We start from the raw sequence: 16,521 nt of genomic DNA, 5'->3' as shown, positions 1-16,521 counted from the left end.
AAATGGATAAAATCGATGAAATAATGAGCAAATTTATAAACGAGCTTGGCTACAAAGAGGCGTTTGAGATGTTTTTAAAGATAAGCTCAGGCAAGAAGCTGCGCTCAAAACTTCTTTTAAAGATCGCAGGAGAAAGTGAAATTTCACTTAAGCTTTGCGCTATCATCGAGCTCATCCACCTCGCAAGCTTATTGCACGACGACGTCATAGACGAGGCAAATATAAGACGCGGCAAGCCAAGTATAAACGCGCTTTTTGGCAGTAAAAACTCAGTCATGCTAGGCGACATCCTCTACTCAAAGGCTTATTTTGAGCTTACAAAATTTGATCCAAGCATCGCAGCTGTCATCTCAGATGCGGTCAGCAAACTAAGCATCGGCGAGATGATGGATGTGAAAATGGCTGAAAATTTTAATGAAAACGAGCAAGAATATCTAAAGATGATTTATTATAAAACAGCTGTTTTGATAGAAGCTACGGCTATTTGTGGGGCAAAGCTAGCTGGCAAAGATAGTGAGAAATTTGGAATTTATGGCAAAAATTTAGGTCTTGCATTTCAGATCGTTGATGATATCTTAGACATAACTCAAGATGAAAAAACGCTTGGCAAACCAGCGCTTAACGACTTTGTCGAGGGTAAAACAACGCTTCCTTACATATATCTTTATAAGAGCCTAGACGAGGCTGGCAGGGTAAAGCTTAGATCACTTTGGGCAAAGAAGCTAAACGCGGACGAAATTTCATGGCTAAAAGAAAATTTCGATAAAACTAGCTCACTTAGCAAGGCTATAAATGAAGCTAAAAGGCTTGGAAATGAAGCGATAGAAGCGATAAAAGAGTATAAAAACGCCGAGCTTGAAGGGATCATAAAAAGCATGATAGATAGGGAATTTTGATGCACTATTTAGACATAAGTTTTACATATAAAAATACTGATATTTCAGTCAGAGAAAAGCTTGCATTTGATAGTGACGAGAAAAAAGAGCAAATTTTAAAACTGATAAACTCAAACAAAAACATAAAAGAGAGCATGGTGCTAAACACCTGCAACCGCGTCGAGATCATAGCAAGCGTGGAGGATGTAAAGACCGCTACTGCTCACATAATCAGGTGTATGTCGATATTTTCAGGCGTTTTTGAAGATGAGCTTTATGAGAGAGCTGACATCTATGAAAACAGCGGTGCAGCCCACCACCTATTTGCCGTGGCAAGCTCGCTTGATAGCCTAGTCGTTGGCGAAACGCAGATCGTTGGCCAGCTAAAAAATGCCTTTAAATTTGCTTATGACAACAACTCATGTGGCGAAGATATCAGCAAGATCATACACTACGCATGTAAGTGCGCTGCCAAGGTTAGAAATGAAACTCAAATTTCTAAAAACCCGATCTCAGTTTCAAGCGTCGCCGTGGCAAAAGCAAAAGAAATTTTTGGCACGCTTGAGGGTAAAACGGCTATCGTCGTGGGCGCTGGAGAGATGGGCGAGCTAGCAGCAAAGCACCTCATATCAAGCGGCGCAGAGGTCATCATCATAAACAGAAGCTCCGAGCGCGTCGAGCAGCTAGTTGATAGCCTAGGAGATAACGCGAGCTGGGATAGCATTTTGAAATTAAAAGAATACGTAAATAACTACGATCTCATCTTTTCAAGCACTGCGGCCCCGCACGCTATCATCACAGGCGAGATCATCGAGCCAAGAGAATTTCACAGATACTTTTTTGATATCGCCGTGCCAAGAGATATCGATCTTTTAAACACAGAGCTTATCAGCGTCTATACGGTCGATAGTCTAGAGGAGATCGTGCGTAAAAATTTAGCCCTAAGAGAGGAGCAGGCGCAAAAGGCCTACTCGATCGTCGGTCAAGACACGAGCGAGTTTTTAAAGACTTTAAAAGAAGATATGAGCGTGCCTCTTATAAAATCAATCCGCAAGCAGGCTGAAATTTGCGCTAAAAATGAGCTAGAAAAGGCGATGAAAAAGGGCTATTTAAAACATAGCGATTATGATGAGGCGCAAAAGCTCATTCATCAAGTCTTTAAAGCCTTTTTGCACCAGCCAACGATGAAGCTAAAAGGGCTTGCAGACGAGGAGAGAGCGAGCGAGCTTTCAAACGGAGTTAAATTTTTATTTGACATAAAAGATGAACAAAATTTTCAAGCAGGAGATATAGATGAAATTTAGTAAATTTTACGCCCCAACGACCAAAGAAGCGCCAAAAGATGCATCTTTACCAAGTCATCAGTTTTTGATAAGAGGCGGCTTTGTCGAGCAGATCGGCTCTGGGCTTTATAACTATCTGCCGCTTGGAAAGATCATGCACGATAAAATTTCACGCGTGGTGAAAGAGGAGATGAACGAGGCTGGAGCGCTAGAGGTGAGCTTTAGCGTAGTCACTTCAGGCGAGCTATGGAAGCAAAGTGGCCGCTACAACGTCTTTGGCAAGGAGCTTTTGCGCTTTAAAGATAGAAAAGAAAATGACTTTGTGCTAAGCCCGACAAACGAAGAGGCAGCCGTTGCTTTGGTGCGTGGCAAGGTGACTAGCTACAAGCAGCTACCACTAAATTTATACCAGATAAACACTAAATTTCGTGACGAGGCAAGACCACGCTTTGGCCTGCTAAGAGGGCGCGAATTTACGATGAAAGATGGTTATAGCTTTCACTCTAGCAAAGAGGATCTAAAACGTGAGTTTGACCTTATGGAGGCAACTTATAGCAAGATTTTTACTCGCTTGGGGCTAAATTTTAGAGCTGTTGAGGCTGATAGCGGAGCCATAGGAGGAAGTGGCAGTAAAGAGTTTATGGTGCTTGCAAGTAACGGAGAGGACGACATACTTTGCTGTGAGGCTTGCAGATACGCTGCAAACGTTGAGGCTGCAAGACGCAAACCAAGAGTTAGCGAGGCTGAGGCACCAGAGGCAGACGCGGCTAAATTTCTAACGCCAAATGCAAAAACTATAAAAGATGTGGCGGAGTTTTTCAAGGTTAGCGAGTTTTACTGCATAAAAGCTGTTATCAAAAAGGCGATTTATGAGGATAAAGAAGAGGTCGTGGTCTTTTTTGTAAGGGGCGATGACGAGCTTCAAGAGACAAAGGCGCAAAATGCTTGCAAGGCGCTTGAGCTAGTAGATGCTAGCGAGGCTGACGTGGCTAAAGCTGGATTATCTGCTGGATTTTGCGGGCCAGTTGGGCTAAAAGATGTGAAATTTTTTATAGATAACGAGCTAAGGGGCGCAAATAACATGATATGCGGCGCTAACGAGACGGACTATCACTTTGTTGGCGTTAGTGTTAGCGGATTTAACGAGGAGAGATTTAAAGACCTTGTAAAGGTAAAAGAGGGCGATAAATGCCCAGTTTGTGGCGGAAATTTAAAACTTAGCAAAGGTATAGAAGTCGGTCATATCTTTCAGCTAGGCGATAAATATTCAGCTGCGATGAACGCGACATATCTTGATGAAAACGGCAAGGCAAAGCCATTTTTGATGGGCTGCTACGGCATTGGTATTAGCAGGCTTATCGCTGTGATGATAGAGGCTAGCCACGATGAGAAGGGCTGCATCTGGAAAAAAGAGTGTGCGCCGTTTGATGTGGAGATCATCATCTCAAATTTAAAAGATGAAGCAGGTGTGAAATTTGCATTTGAGCTTTATGAGAGCCTTAAAAAAGCTGGCGTTAGCGTCATCATCGACGATAGAAACGAGAGATTTGGCGTTAAGATGAATGACTTTGAGCTTATAGGCTTTCCTTATGCGCTGCTAGTGGGTAAAGAATTTGCAAATGGCAAGGTTGAGTTTATCACAAGAGATGGGCTAAGCAAAGAGGCGATCGGCGCAGACGAGGCCTTTAGAAAGATAAAAGAAAGCTTATGAGATTTTTTGCATTTTTGTTTTTTTTGATAGAAGCGGTATTTATCTATCTTTTTGTAGATAAATTTGGCTTTTTGAACTACTTTCTTGAGGTGCTGGTTTCTGGATTTGTTGGCATCGCACTTCTTTTTAATGCTGGATTTTCTAGTTTAAATTCGCCTCAAGTGGCGTTTAAGAGCTTTCTTGGTGGAAATTTATTTAGTCAGCTAGGGCTTAGTTTTGGCGGAGCGCTGCTCTTTTTACCAGGAATTTTAACGGATATTTTTGGTATCGCCGTTGTCATTTTTTCTTTAGTATTTAAGAAAAATGCAGCGAAAAATGAGAGTTATCAGGAGTTTAAATTTCAAAATTTTAGCGAGCAAAGTACCAAAAAAGATGATGGCGAGATCATCGACGTTGAGGTCATCGAAGAACCAAAAAGAGTAAATTAGGAGAGGTGATGAAAGAGATAAAAATAGCAACTAGAAAGAGCATCTTAGCACTTTGGCAAAGCGAGCATATCAAGGCTAGGATCGAGGCGCAGCACAAGGGTGTGAAGGTCGTGCTTGAGGGCATGAAGACAAAAGGCGACGTGATACTTGACACGCCACTTGCAAAGATCGGAGGCAAGGGGCTTTTCACAAAAGAGCTTGAAGATAGCATGCTAAAAGGTGAGACTGATATCGCCGTGCATAGCCTAAAAGACGTGCCAGTAGTCTTTCCAGAAGGGCTTAAACTAGCTGCCATTTGCTCACGTGAGGATACAAGAGATGCGATGATAAGTGAGAAATTTGCTAAATTTAGCGACCTACCGCACGGCGCGAAAGTTGGCACAACGAGCCTGCGCCGTAAGATGCAGCTACTTATCATGAGGCCTGATCTTGAGATCATCTCACTTCGAGGAAACGTGCAAACTAGACTTAGAAAGCTAAAAGAGGGCGAATTTGACGCGATCATTTTGGCGATGGCTGGCATAAACCGCCTAAATATCAAGGCTGAAGTGGCGCATATCTACACATTTGGCTTTGACGAGATGATACCTGCGATGGGTCAGGGCGCTCTTGGTGTCGAGGCTAGAGATGAGAAGCAAATTTTAGATGAGATCTCTTTTTTAAATGATGAAAATGCAGTCATAGAAACGACCATAGAGCGTGACTTTGTAAGCGTTTTGGAGGGTGGCTGCCAAGTGCCAATAGGCATAAGCGCAAGGCTAAAAGGCGATGAAATTTCTATCGATGCGATCGTTGGCCTGCCTGATGGAAGCGAGTTTATAAAAGATAGCTTAAAGAGTAGCAAAGATAAATTTCAAAGCATCGGCAAAGAGCTAGCTCATGAATTTATAGAAAAAGGGGCGAAAGAGCTTTTAAAGCGCGCTGAAGAGATGGCGTAAGCGTGTTTGAGATAAATTTTAAAGCAAAAGCCATAAGCGCCACCAAAAATAGCAAAGACAACTACTATATGATCGGTCTTGCAGACGACAAATATGACTACAAAAACTACATAATCTTTCAAAGACCGATCAAACTAAAAAAGGACGATGACGAAAACGCCGAGATAAACGGCCTATATGCCGAGTGTAATGGCGATGTTTGTTATAACGCCTGCAAGCGGGTGGCGATCTCTGAAAAAACTATCATTTTTGAGATACAAGATAGTCTCATTTGCGTAGATACCGAGGATGTTAAGCTTAATGAGCACTTTATGAGATATAGCAAAGAGATATTTGGCGAGCTGCTAGAGTGTAGCGTACCAAAATAATTTGTTTAAATTTAGAGATAAAAAGACGAAATTTTCTAAAATTTGCCGCCGTTTCAGGAGACGTGACGCTACCTAGCGTGCTAAATGCTGCAAGCCAAAACGCGGATAAGATATCGAGAAATAAAGCCGCGATTTAAAAGCGCCTTTTAAATTTGACCAAGCGTCAAAACCGTAGTCGGACTAAATTTTTATATTAAAATCCTTTGCGATCTTTGTTTTTAAGTCCGCACCGATCTTTTTAAACATAGCGTTCATTTTGGCATTTTTGTCCATAAATTTCTCTATTTGCAAATTTGCCTTGTCGCTGTTTTCTTTTATCATCTCGCGAGCTTTTTTCTCCGCGCTATCTTTCGTAAATTGTGCAAGCGCGGTAAATGATTTTACGAGAGTTTCTTTGATCTCATCTTTGGTCTGTGCACTAAAAAGCTCACCTATGATCTGCCCCAAATATGGCTCTATCTCGCTAAAAATGGCAGAATTTTGCTTCGCATTTTGCACCTGTTCGCTCACATGCTCGCCAAATATGCACTCGCTGCAAAAATGCTCGCAGTTGTTGATGAGTAGGTTGTATTTTTGCTCGCCTATGCGCTCTTTAGCCCGAAGCGCCACCTCCTGACCGCTAAATGGCGCATTTGCATACTCTTTTATCTGCCAAGTATCGCCGCTAGCAAACTCCTCGAGGCTAGTCATCTCTACCTTTGCGATGTTGCGTTTATCTAGCGGCACGACGTTGCTTAAGATCTCCTCAAAACAGCTTTTTTCAAGCACGATCCCACGCGCCAAGCCGTTATAATGCACGACCTTATCATCTCCGACGTAGATGCCGTGATGCTCATAAAGCTTTACGCCAAGCACACTTCTGTCTACGAAGATGTGATCGCCTATTTTTGGTAAATTTTGCATATCTATCTCTATAAAATTTATTAAAAATCGTAATAAAACGACAAATTTAGCCCAAATTTGCTAAATTTAACTTTATTAAAATTTGGATAACTAAGTATAAATTTATAAGGAAAAATATGGACTACATCAAGCTTTTAAAAGATAATGGCCTACTTAGAGTGATCGAAGAGCCAGTAGATATCGACCTAGAGATCGCGCACGCTAGCTACATCGAGGTCAAGCGCGATGGCCCACAGGCACTTCTTTTTACAAACCCAGTCTGCAAAAAAACTGGGCGTAAATTTGCCCCAGTGCTTACAAATATCTACGGCTCAAAAAGGGCGCTTGAGCTGATATTTGGCGTGCAGCCTGATGAGATCGCGGCTGAGATAGAAAAGCTTTTAAAGCCCAAAAAACCTGAAAATTTCAAAGAGAAGCTTGACTTTTTGGCCTATCTTTTTAGCATGAGAAAGATTTTTACCAAAAGGCTAAAGGGCGAGGGCGAGTGCCAGCAGGTCAAATTTATGGGCGAGCAGGCTGATCTTTTGAGCCTGCCTGTGCTAAAAACATGGCCGCATGACGGAGGTGCTTTTATCACGATGGGGCAGGTCTATACGCAAAGTCTAGATGGTGCGCTGCAAAATTTAGGCATGTATAGACTGCAAATTTATGATAAAAATCGCCTTGGCATGCACTGGCAGATTCACAAAGACGGCGCAAATTTCTTTCACGAGTATAAGCGTGCTGGCCGTAAGATGCCAGTCTCTGTGGCAATAGGCGGCGATCCACTCTACATCTGGTGCGGCCAAGCGCCGCTGCCAAAGGGCGTCTTTGAGCTGCTGCTTTACGGCTTCATCCGCAAAGAGCCAGCCAAGCTTGTAAAGTCGCTAACCAATGAAATTTACGTCCCGCACGACGCTGACTACGTGATAGAGGGCTTTGTCGATACTGCTAAGAGCGAGCTTGAGGGGCCATTTGGCGATCACACTGGCTTTTATACGCCAGTTGAACCGTTTCCAGTGATGGAGGTCACGGCGATAACTAGCAAGCAAGACCCCGTATTTCACGCGACCGTGGTTGGCAAGCCGCCGCTTGAAGATAAGTATATGGGCTGGGCGACTGAGCGCATTTTCTTGCCACTTTTGCGAACGACCGTGCCAGAGCTACTAGACTACAATATGCCTGAAAATGGAGTCTTTCACAACCTTATCCTAGCCAAGATCAACGCCCTTTATCCAGCCCACGCAAAGCAGGCGATGCACGCGTTTTGGGGAGTTGGACAGATGAGCTTTGTAAAGCATGCGATCTTTGTGGGTAGCGATGCACCAGAGCTAGCAGAATACGACAAATTTGCGGACTTTGTGCTTGATAAATTTGGCAGTGAGAGTGTGCTGATAAGCCAAGGCGTGTGCGACCAGCTCGATCACGCTAGTCCAAACTCGTGCTTTGGCGGCAAGCTAGGCATCGATGCGACGCAGAACTTTTGTAAATTTAGCCCTGCGGTTTTAAGTGATGATGAGCTTTTGGCTAAATTTCAAAGCCTTGCGCCAAATGTTAAGGAGCTTAGGCAGTTTAAAAAGCAGAGTAAAACGCCTATTTGTGTGGTGAAATTTGAAAAAGACCGCCCTGTAAAAGAGCTATTTAGTAAGCTTTTAGAATTTAAGGAATTTTTCAAGCTTTTGGTTGTCCTAGATATGCAAAACTACCTAGAAAACCCATATATGCTGCTTTGGCGTGTGACAAACAATATAGATGCCTTGCGTGATATTTATATCGAGGGCGAAAATTTCTGCGTGGATGCTACGAGCAAGGACGAGTTAGAGGGCTATACTCGTGGCTGGCCTATGCAAACTGACTGTGAGCGCGAAGTGGTGGCTGAGCTTGTGAGGCGTGGCGTAGTAAAAGATGAGCCAGAGCTATTTAGTAAATTTGAGATATTTGGGTAGTGTTGTAGCCTAGTGACTTTGACACGCTCGTGCGCAAAAGTGGCAAGAAAATGCGCTTCGTAGTTCAGTCCATGTACTTATGCCAAATGCCTACTTGCCAAGTACTGTCGTATAAAAGATGGGGGGGCTTGCTTGCTAGTTATTGCCATGACCTCCATCACTGGAAATGGCTCAACTGGCGTGTAAAAGCCAGTGTGACCGCTCAAGCTCGCTTATAGTCGTATTGATAGCCTTTGAATCCTAGGCTTTAAATTTGATTCAGTAGTTTTGGCTTGATAAAATTGCTTTTAAATTTAAAATGGATTAGTTTATACACTTAAAAATTGCTTAGTTTAAGGTAAAATTTATATTACAACATAAAATTTCTTACTATTTTTATGAAAATTTCTAGTTAATTTTGGTTGGCTTGGTTGGCTTAAAAACTACGCCAAATTTTACACTAGCAAACGCAAATTTTTAAATTTAGCACTTCAATTTTCTTAAAAAAACTAAAAATAATATGTAGAAAATTATGTAAAATAATATGATTTTGCCTTATGAGAGGTAAAATTTGGAGTTGTGTGCTAAGAAATTTTAAATTTGATTTATTACGATATGTGTAGAAATTTTTAAATTTAAAAAACCAGCTGTGTGAAAACTTTTAAATTTAATAAAGTTAGCAGGTTACAGGTGCGTTTTTAAAAGCTGTGTTGTGTTTGTTTTGGATAAATTTGGGTGTAGATATAAAGCATTGCCGGCCGACTTTTTTAGTATTTAAATAGTTAAAGTTAGCATATTGGATCAAATTTAAAATAGTGAGCTTGTGGAATTTAAAAAAAACTAGCAAATTATTAAGTCAGGCGGTGTACCTGTTTTGTGTTGAACTATAAAACCTTGCCTGCTGGTCTTTTGCTTTAAAACAAATTTATAAGAAAACCTAAAATAATGCTAGTAAATTTGGCTTATAAATTTGCTAGATAATGCCATTGTGTGGCGATCTGCTTGGTTGTTTTTTGGTGCGCTATTGTAGTGTGATAGGCTGCGGTGTTATAAATTTAGATGTAGCCGAAATTTGGTTAAAATTTACTAAATCAAGTTTTTTAAAGATCATCTGCTGTTTTGATTTTTGTACTGCAAAGCAAATGTAAGCATAAATTTTAGAAGTGGATTGTCAAAACTGACCACAAATTTAATAAATCTCATTTTTTGACCACTGACATCTTGCTTTTGGAGCTGTAGCTTCGCTATAAATCAAAATTTGTTAGTTTTACTAGCTTTAAAAAATATCGCGCAAAAAATTTAAATTTAATAGACTTGCAGCTGGTTTTAAGACTCTTAAATTTAAAAATCTAATAGTTAGGTCGCAACTTGGCTATTTAATTTTTTAAATGTGCTTTTGGGTTGTTTGTTAGGTTCGCGCGGTCGTCCGTTTTGTTGCCAGCCTAGCACTCACAGCATCTTTTATCTTGCTCTTGCGTTTTAGATCAAATTTAAGTAGCTCACAAATTTACCAAACCGACCTTCAAAACATGCTCTTTTAGGCTGTTTGGTATCTCGCCATTTTCAAGCGCCATTAGCTCGCTCGCTCTTAGGACGTAAAAGTCTTGCAAGCTTCTGTTAGCAGACCTCTCAAGCTTTTTTGCTAGCGTGTCAAAGATATGAAACTCAGCCTCGTTGCTAGCTAGTAGAAAATCAGCCCCACTATCAAATGCAGAAAAAATGATCTTACTAGCGAGCTTGTAAGCTAGCTCTTCATCGACCTTTAAAAGATCATATCCACAAGGAATTTTTATATCTAGCTCTATGAAATTTGCTCTCAAATCGCTTAAATTTGCAGGCAGTCTATCTTTTATGGCTATCTTAAACTCTTTAAATTTGCTAAGTTTTTCTATCTTTTCAAGCTCGTTTTCGTGCTTTTTAGCAGGTTTTACGCCTAAAATTTCTTTGAAAGATTTAATCGCTTCGTTGTAAATTTCACTTCCACCAAATAGCAAATCATCAAGCTCACAGGCTATCAAAACGCCATATTTAGTGCTCAAAAGCTTTAAAATTTCATCGTTTTTCTCATTTTTGTAAAGATGATGAGCTAGCATTATCGCGGCAGCTCCTATGAAATTTGGCTCATACTCTATCACAAAATCAGCGTAGAAATAGGGTTTAAAGCTAGCGTAAAGCTCTTTGTCAGCCTTTTTGCAAAAGCTAGCAAATGACTCAAATTTCGCCCAAAAATCATCATCATTTATAGCAAGGTCTAAAACCGCTCTTTTTTGGCTAAGTGGGGCGATACAAAGCTCGTCTCTAAATTTTTGAGCTAAATTTGCAAGTGGTTGGGCGGTGTTAACTACGACACCATTTACCTTGACAAAGCCGTCAAATGGGCTAAAGTAAGGGTCTATGCTCTTTACGTGGGCAAAAAGCTCGTTTAAGTTTGTAAAGTCTGAAATTTCTAAAAAATAGGGCTTAAAATATGCCAAAACATCTCTTTTCGCGTCAAATCTAAAAATCTCAACTCTTTGCATCTATATCCTTTTTTTGGGCTTATTTTATCCTAAATTTAAAAGGAGTTTCATTATAATAGCTCAATGGATAAAGAAAATTTTACGATTGCATGCTTTAGTAACGAATATATCGGCGATGATGCGGCGGTTGCCGGCAAAATGGTCTTTAGCAAGGACATTTTTGCGCAGAATTCGCACTTTAAGCTTTGCTGGCTAAGCCTTGAAGAGATCGGCTACAAGGCGATGATCGTAAATTTTTCAGATACGATCGTGATGAATGCTAAGCCTAAATTTGCTCTTCTTGGGCTTAGTCTGCCAAAGAGCTTCACACCTCGGCAGATCAGCGAGCTAAGTAGCGGCATAAATAGGGCGTGCGAGGAGTTTGGCGTAAAGATAATAGGCGGCGATACGATAAGTAGCCCCATTTTAAACATAAGCGTTAGCGTGATCGGCGAGCTAAAGGGCAGGGCAGTGCTAAGAAAAAATGCTAAATTTGGCGATCTAGTCGCATTTACTGGCAAGCTTGGCAGGAGCAAAAAGGGGCTAAATTCGCTTCTAAGACTGGCTCAAATTTCAAAAAACTCACGCTTTAAAAAGCCTGTTTTAAGAGATAAATTTTTTTACAAAGCAGCTCATCTGCTAAATTCTGCCATGGATATCTCAGATGGGCTAAATACCGACCTTGGCAAGCTTTTAAAGGCTAGCAAAAAGGGCGCTAAATTTACAAAAAAACTAAGCAAATTTGAGCTTAGTAGCGGCGAGGAGTACGAGGTTTTATTTACTTTTAGCCCTAAAAATTTAAGCGCCATTAAAAGGATCGCCGCAAAAACTAGGACAAAGATCAACATCTTTGCAAAAATTTCACACAAAAGGTTAAGACAAAATGCAAGAAGCCACCACTTTTAAACCGCTCTATGCGCTAACTCATGCGCCCATTGAGGCATATTTTTCTAAAAATTCAGATGATTTTGTCGTGCGGGAGATACCGCTTTATGAATTTAGCGGCGACGGCGAGCATTTGATCGTTGAAATTTCTAAAAAAGATATGACGACAAGCGACGCTTTGCACGCCTTAAGCGAGGTTACAGGGGCAAAAATGCGCGACTTTGGCTATGCTGGGCTAAAGGACAAGCAGGGCATGACGACGCAGTTTATCTCTATGCCTCGTAAATTTGAGAGCGCGCTTGCAAACTTTAGCCACGAAAAGATGAAAATTTTAAATTTAAACGTGCATAAAAACAAGCTTCGCATCGGACATCTAAAGGGCAATAGCTTTTTCATCCGCCTAAAAAAGGTGCTGCCAAGTAGCGCTAAAAAGCTTGAGCAAGCCTTTGTCAGCATCGATAAAATGGGCTATGCAAACTACTTTGGCTATCAGCGCTTTGGTAAATTTGGCGATAATGCTACAACTGGACTGGAGCTACTTAAAAACGGCACGATAAATGGTAAAAAGAGTAAAAATGTAAAGCTAAATGACTTTTTGATCTCAGCCTATCAAAGTGATCTTTTTAACCGCTATCTTAGCAAAAGGGTTGAGATTTCAAGGTTTGTAAGCGACTTTAGCCTAAATGAGCTAGGTGAAATTTACAAAAACTTTAGCAAAGATGATCTAAAGGCAATGAAGGCGCAGGAGAGCTTTTTTAAGCTGCTTCCTGGAGAGGTTTTGGGACACTATCCATTTGGCAAGCTCTTTTTGTGTGAAAATTTAGATCAAGAGGCGCAAAGATTTGCTAGGCGTGATATAACAAGCCTTGGTCTCATTGTCGGCGCAAAGGCCTATGAAGCAAGCGGCGTGGCAAAAGGGCTTGAGGATGAAATTTTCGCTGAGGCGTTTTTGCTTACTTCAAAGACAACTGGCTCAAGGCGCTTTAACTGGGCGTATTTAGAAAATACAAGCTACAAATACAACGAAGAAAACGCTCACTTTAGTCTAAATTTCACACTTCAAAAGGGCTCATATGCCACAGTTGTGTTAGAAGAAATTTTGCATAAAAATATATTTGAGTAGGCTAAATTTAAAGATAGATTTAAAAGCGTGCCTAGCTAAATTTAGCTAGTTTAAATTTAAAAAGGTCTAGCCAAAGCTAGACCTAAAAATATTAGCTTAAGAGGTAAAACTTAAGTTCTAAAGACGCTTAGTTTTGTATTTAGCGCGTCTGTCATCTTATTTAGATGTTCAGCTGCAGAAGCTATCTCTTCGACACTTCTAGCATTTTCAGATGAAATTTGATTGATCTCTGAGATGCCATCCATGATCTCATTTACATTCTTACCAGTTACGATGTAGTCTTGCATAGTCTTGTCAGACATCGCTATGGCGTTATTCATCGTTGCGCTCATATCATTTATCGTCTTTTCAACGTCGCTTGCCACATGGGTTAGCTCTTGAATTTGTTTAGAGTTGATGCCCATTTGCTCGCTGCTATCATTTATCGCTTGAACGATAACGTTGATGGTTGCATTTATCTCTGTTAAGCTCTTTTGAGTTCTCTCAGCTAGCTGTCTAACCTCGTCAGCAACGACTGCAAAGCCACGTCCATGCTCACCTGCGCGTGCTGCTTCGATAGCTGCGTTAAGAGCAAGTAGGTTTGTCTGATCGGCTATGTCATTGATAACCACAAGCACTGATTTTACCTGCTCAGCGTCACGGCTAAGCTGCTCGATCTTACCTGCCATTTGATTTTCTACATTAGCAGAATCAACTATCTGAGATGATAGGGCTCTGATAGCGTCAGTTGCTGTTTTTATATGAGTGCTTGCCTTTTGAAGATCATCTTTGCCAGCTTGAGCAACTGCTAGTGACTCTTTCATGCTTTCTTGCATAGACTTGCATCTTTGATTTGTCTCTTCAACGATCTGGGTTGATTCTTCCACGCGTTTGCCTGTTTGAAGTGAAGTAGAGCTTAGCTCGTTTGCAACTGAGCTGTTTTCGCTTGAAAGGTTTTTAGTGTCGCTTATAAGCACTCTTATGCGCTCTATGAAGTTATTTATATCATTACTTATTTTAGCTATCTCGTCTTTGCCGTAGATTGGGATTTTAAGAGTAAAGTCAGATGTTATAGCATTTAAATTTGCTCCTAGTCTATCGATAGGATTTGCAACTAGCTTTTTAAGCAAAAAGATAGATACTATGATAAGAAGCAAAGTAACTATAATGCTTGCTATGATGAAGTTTTTGCTAACCACTTTTAGAGGTGTTAAGAAGTCATCAGTAACAGCTGAGCCAAGCACTATCCAGTTTAGCTTGTCAAATGGCTCAAAAGCAACTACTCGTTCAACACCACCAGTATTAGCGAATTCAACACCTTCTTTTTGTTTCGCTATTTTTTCCATAGCAGCTTTAACATCACTATTTAGCTCTTTGCCAGCTTGAGTTGGGTGGATTTCAAATTTGTTAGTTTTTGTATTAAAGATAGAGAAGTAGCCACGCTCACCTAACTTCATTTGTGACATTGTCTTTTGAAGATCTTCTAAGCCTTCAGTAAAGTCGTAACCTATAAATAAAACTGCTACAACCTCGCCGTTTTGAACGACTGGCTCATAGACACACATATAGTTTCTACCAAAAATATTTAGAGGTCCAACATATGTCTCTTTATTCATCATCTTTGGATATATCGTTTTGTTTAGCATACCAAGTGCTCTACTGCCATCATCTAGTAAAAGTGAAGTAGAGACAGCAGCAAATTCATTGCCTGATTTTGCAAAGATGGTTGGGATACCTCCGTTTGTTAGCTTTTTGATCTTATCAGATATCTCGTGGTTGTTGTTTAACACACCCATTTTATCCGAAACAAGTTCTAAAGCATCATCATTTTCTGTCTTTATGGTTTGTCCAGTGGTCTTTAAATTGCCTAAAGCTTCTTTTAGGACATGCATATATAGTTTTGCATTATCTTCGTTATCTTCATCAAATAGCTCAACTGTATCCATCGCAAGTGCGACGTCTTGTTTAACTGTAGTTGCCACTCCATCCTTGATCTCACGCTCCAAAACGTTTGATATAAAAAATACAAAGCAAGCCATACAAATGGCAAGAACTAAAGCGATGATCGCTGAGACCTTGACTAAGATGCTACGCAAATTCATCTATATCCTCCTTGGTTTAGATTTTAAGGGTTTATTATACAAATTTTTTCTCGTAAAACATATAGAATTTTAGGGAAAAATAACGAATTTTAAATTTTTGTTTGCTTTGTATTTATAATTATAACTTTTATGAAACTGGAGTAAAAATTTATAAAAAATTGCTATTTAAATTTAGCTTTTTAAGCAAAATTTATAGTTTGGCAAAAGCTAGAAATTTGCGCTTTTGAGGGATTAAAATTTAAATTTATATCATTTTGTTGATTTGTAGTCTATTTTATTAGATTGGTTTAAGGTTTAAAGCAAAATAACAAAAAAGTGAAATTTGGAGCGTTTTACTCTTGTTTTTGTAAAGAAATTTTAAAAAGATTAAATAAAAAAATTAATTTCATACCAAGTTGTGACAAAATTTAGGCTCAAAAATCAAAAAAATTCATAGATAAATTTGCAAAATTTAATGAAAAATTTGGTCGCAGGGTAAATTTATATATTTTTAAATATAATCACTCTCTGGCACGGTAAGCGGTCGCTTTTGCATCTTGCAAAAGAGGAAAGTCCGAGCTGCGATAAGACAAAGTTCCATCTAACGGATGGCTAGGGAAACCTAAGGGATAGTGTAACAGAAAGCAAACTTCCGCCTTGGCGGTAAAGGTGAAACGGCGGGGTAAGAGCCCACCGGCACGCTTGGTAACTTGCGTGGCCATATAAACCCAACTTGCAGTAAGAAGGGATGGTTTTGGTCTTATATTAAAACCCTTCGCTAGAGCTTGTTTGTAAAAGCAAGCGTAGATAAATGATCGCTCAAGACAGAACTCGGCTTAACGCCGTGCCTTTGCTTAAATTTAGAGTAAATTTTAATTAGTTGGTAAATTCAAAAGATTTTCAAGACAAAACCGGCAAATTTGCCGTGCCTTGAAAGTTTGAGATTAGATTAGTTTTTTACGTATTTTTGAGCTTTTTGCAGTTTTGTAAGCTCGTTTTGGATGTGTGAAGATTTAGTTTTAAAAAGCTCTATCGCACCGCCGATTAGCGCTTGTGCTTCCTTTGCCGAAGCTAAGCTTTTAAACATATCTTCGCTAAAGCTTTGTGATAGTGCAGCTAGCTTTCTTGTATCTTCGTTTATTAACGCTAGCTTAAATTCATTGATCCAGCTATTCACCTGATGTTACCTCCCTCCATGCTTCTGATAACTGCTTTACGACATTTGTTACTTCATTTAGCGCTGCTATATCATTTTGGATATTTGCCATAGCAAGAAGCTGCATCTGTCTTGTATAAAGTCCGCTAAGGTAGTGAGCCACGTCGCCTTGAGAATAATCAAGCGAGTTTAAAAGCTCGACAAAGATAGCGTTTGCTCTGTTTATATAATAGACCTTTTTCTCTATATCTCCAGCTTCGATCGCTTTTTTTGTGCGAAATATAAATTTCAAAATTCCGTCATAAAGCATTTCTATTAATTTAGTCGGGGACTCGATGCCCCCGAAACTCGACTGTGCGTATGCACTATATGCGCTTTGATTCATTTTT

General features: G+C 40.0%; 13 protein-coding genes, 1 other RNA gene and 2 pseudogenes. 10 read left to right on the top strand and 6 right to left on the bottom strand.

All coding sequences use genetic code 11. The annotated features are described in order from the left end of the window. Nucleotides 1-2: 2 nt before the first annotated feature. Genes MTT29_RS02550 through MTT29_RS02525 form a run of 6 tightly spaced genes read left to right on the top strand, consistent with a single transcriptional unit; the run spans nucleotide 3 to nucleotide 5,603 of the window. Nucleotides 3-896 carry a polyprenyl synthetase family protein gene (locus MTT29_RS02550; RefSeq protein WP_429799669.1) on the top strand — a complete coding sequence of 298 codons (894 nt, stop codon included), beginning with the start codon at nucleotides 3-5 and terminating at the stop codon, nucleotides 894-896. Then, nucleotides 896-2,179: a glutamyl-tRNA reductase gene (hemA, locus tag MTT29_RS02545; RefSeq protein WP_429799668.1), complete on the top strand. Its 1,284-nt coding sequence runs from the start codon at nucleotides 896-898 to the stop codon at nucleotides 2,177-2,179. Before MTT29_RS02550 ends, hemA begins: the two co-directional genes overlap by 1 nt. Then, nucleotides 2,169-3,869 carry a proline--tRNA ligase gene (locus MTT29_RS02540; RefSeq protein WP_429799667.1) on the top strand — a complete coding sequence of 567 codons (1,701 nt, stop codon included), beginning with the start codon at nucleotides 2,169-2,171 and terminating at the stop codon, nucleotides 3,867-3,869. Before hemA ends, MTT29_RS02540 begins: the two co-directional genes overlap by 11 nt. Next, on the top strand, nucleotides 3,866-4,297 hold the full coding sequence (locus tag MTT29_RS02535; protein ID WP_103636771.1) for an FxsA family protein: 432 nt from the start codon (nucleotides 3,866-3,868) through the stop codon (nucleotides 4,295-4,297). Before MTT29_RS02540 ends, MTT29_RS02535 begins: the two co-directional genes overlap by 4 nt. Before the next feature lie 8 nt (nucleotides 4,298-4,305). Next, complete coding sequence (gene hemC, locus MTT29_RS02530) at nucleotides 4,306-5,235, top strand: hydroxymethylbilane synthase (RefSeq protein ID WP_103636772.1); 930 nt, start codon at nucleotides 4,306-4,308, stop codon at nucleotides 5,233-5,235. Nucleotides 5,236-5,237: 2 nt separating this feature from the next. After that, nucleotides 5,238-5,603: an Imm10 family immunity protein gene (locus MTT29_RS02525; protein ID WP_021085510.1), complete on the top strand. Its 366-nt coding sequence runs from the start codon at nucleotides 5,238-5,240 to the stop codon at nucleotides 5,601-5,603. A gap of 180 nt (nucleotides 5,604-5,783) precedes the next feature. Here MTT29_RS02525 and MTT29_RS02520 read toward each other — a convergent pair whose 3' ends face one another. Further along, complete coding sequence (locus MTT29_RS02520) at nucleotides 5,784-6,506, bottom strand: lecithin retinol acyltransferase family protein (RefSeq protein ID WP_021085578.1); 723 nt, start codon at nucleotides 6,504-6,506, stop codon at nucleotides 5,784-5,786. A 116-nt stretch (nucleotides 6,507-6,622) separates the two neighbouring features. Between MTT29_RS02520 and MTT29_RS02515 the strand changes: the two genes are divergently transcribed. Then, nucleotides 6,623-8,431, top strand: a complete 1,809-nt coding sequence (locus MTT29_RS02515; RefSeq protein WP_429799666.1) for a menaquinone biosynthesis decarboxylase — start codon at nucleotides 6,623-6,625, stop codon at nucleotides 8,429-8,431. Nucleotides 8,432-9,909: 1,478 nt separating this feature from the next. Here MTT29_RS02515 and MTT29_RS02510 read toward each other — a convergent pair. After that, on the bottom strand, nucleotides 9,910-10,929 hold the full coding sequence (locus MTT29_RS02510) for a DUF5644 domain-containing protein (protein WP_429799665.1): 1,020 nt from the start codon (nucleotides 10,927-10,929) through the stop codon (nucleotides 9,910-9,912). A 63-nt stretch (nucleotides 10,930-10,992) separates the two neighbouring features. Between MTT29_RS02510 and MTT29_RS02505 the strand changes: the two genes are divergently transcribed. Both MTT29_RS02505 and truD read left to right on the top strand, forming a co-directional pair. After that, the gene (locus MTT29_RS02505; RefSeq protein ID WP_429799664.1) at nucleotides 10,993-11,814 is read left to right on the top strand and encodes a thiamine-phosphate kinase; all 822 of its coding nucleotides are present in this window, start codon (nucleotides 10,993-10,995) and stop codon (nucleotides 11,812-11,814) included. Continuing rightward, on the top strand, nucleotides 11,792-12,916 hold the full coding sequence (truD, locus tag MTT29_RS02500; protein ID WP_429799663.1) for a tRNA pseudouridine(13) synthase TruD: 1,125 nt from the start codon (nucleotides 11,792-11,794) through the stop codon (nucleotides 12,914-12,916). The genes MTT29_RS02505 and truD overlap by 23 nt, the downstream gene beginning before the upstream one ends. A 110-nt stretch (nucleotides 12,917-13,026) precedes the next feature. On the opposite strand, the pseudogene MTT29_RS02495 reads toward truD, so the two are convergent. Next, nucleotides 13,027-14,079: pseudogene (locus tag MTT29_RS02495) on the bottom strand (methyl-accepting chemotaxis protein); the annotation flags it as partial. Nucleotides 14,080-14,106: 27 nt separating this feature from the next. Further along, nucleotides 14,107-14,934: pseudogene (locus MTT29_RS02490) on the bottom strand (Cache 3/Cache 2 fusion domain-containing protein); the annotation flags it as partial. A gap of 570 nt (nucleotides 14,935-15,504) precedes the next feature. On the opposite strand from MTT29_RS02490, the gene rnpB reads away from it, so the two are divergent. Beyond that, nucleotides 15,505-15,831: RNase P RNA component class A (rnpB, locus tag MTT29_RS02485), an RNA gene on the top strand. Between the two features lie 94 nt (nucleotides 15,832-15,925). Here rnpB and MTT29_RS02480 read toward each other — a convergent pair. Continuing rightward, nucleotides 15,926-16,153 carry a hypothetical protein gene (locus MTT29_RS02480; RefSeq protein ID WP_012001652.1) on the bottom strand — a complete coding sequence of 76 codons (228 nt, stop codon included), beginning with the start codon at nucleotides 16,151-16,153 and terminating at the stop codon, nucleotides 15,926-15,928. After that, nucleotides 16,146-16,517, bottom strand: a complete 372-nt coding sequence (fliS, locus tag MTT29_RS02475; protein WP_035143745.1) for a flagellar export chaperone FliS — start codon at nucleotides 16,515-16,517, stop codon at nucleotides 16,146-16,148. The genes MTT29_RS02480 and fliS overlap by 8 nt, the downstream gene beginning before the upstream one ends. Nucleotides 16,518-16,521 lie beyond the last annotated feature (4 nt).

The sequence above is a fragment of the Campylobacter concisus genome (genome assembly GCF_050447485.1).
GTDB lineage: Bacteria > Campylobacterota > Campylobacteria > Campylobacterales > Campylobacteraceae > Campylobacter_A > Campylobacter_A concisus_BQ.
Note: the sequence above shows the minus strand (reverse complement) of the source record. Positions and strands in the feature narration are given on the sequence as shown.

What these genes read in the sequence shown, in the direction of transcription:
- MTT29_RS02515 (WP_429799666.1), top strand. Translation starts at nt 6,623, where the DNA reads ATGGACTACATCAAGCTTTTAAAAGATAATGGCCTACTTAGAGTGATC.
- hemA (WP_429799668.1), top strand. Translation starts at nt 896, where the DNA reads ATGCACTATTTAGACATAAGTTTTACATATAAAAATACTGATATTTCA.
- MTT29_RS02505 (WP_429799664.1), top strand. Translation starts at nt 10,993, where the DNA reads ATGGATAAAGAAAATTTTACGATTGCATGCTTTAGTAACGAATATATC.
- MTT29_RS02535 (WP_103636771.1), top strand. Translation starts at nt 3,866, where the DNA reads ATGAGATTTTTTGCATTTTTGTTTTTTTTGATAGAAGCGGTATTTATC.
- MTT29_RS02550 (WP_429799669.1), top strand. Translation starts at nt 3, where the DNA reads ATGGATAAAATCGATGAAATAATGAGCAAATTTATAAACGAGCTTGGC.
- hemC (WP_103636772.1), top strand. Translation starts at nt 4,306, where the DNA reads ATGAAAGAGATAAAAATAGCAACTAGAAAGAGCATCTTAGCACTTTGG.
- MTT29_RS02520 (WP_021085578.1), bottom strand. Translation starts at nt 6,506, where the DNA reads ATGCAAAATTTACCAAAAATAGGCGATCACATCTTCGTAGACAGAAGT.
- MTT29_RS02540 (WP_429799667.1), top strand. Translation starts at nt 2,169, where the DNA reads ATGAAATTTAGTAAATTTTACGCCCCAACGACCAAAGAAGCGCCAAAA.
- MTT29_RS02510 (WP_429799665.1), bottom strand. Translation starts at nt 10,929, where the DNA reads ATGCAAAGAGTTGAGATTTTTAGATTTGACGCGAAAAGAGATGTTTTG.
- truD (WP_429799663.1), top strand. Translation starts at nt 11,792, where the DNA reads ATGCAAGAAGCCACCACTTTTAAACCGCTCTATGCGCTAACTCATGCG.
- fliS (WP_035143745.1), bottom strand. Translation starts at nt 16,517, where the DNA reads ATGAATCAAAGCGCATATAGTGCATACGCACAGTCGAGTTTCGGGGGC.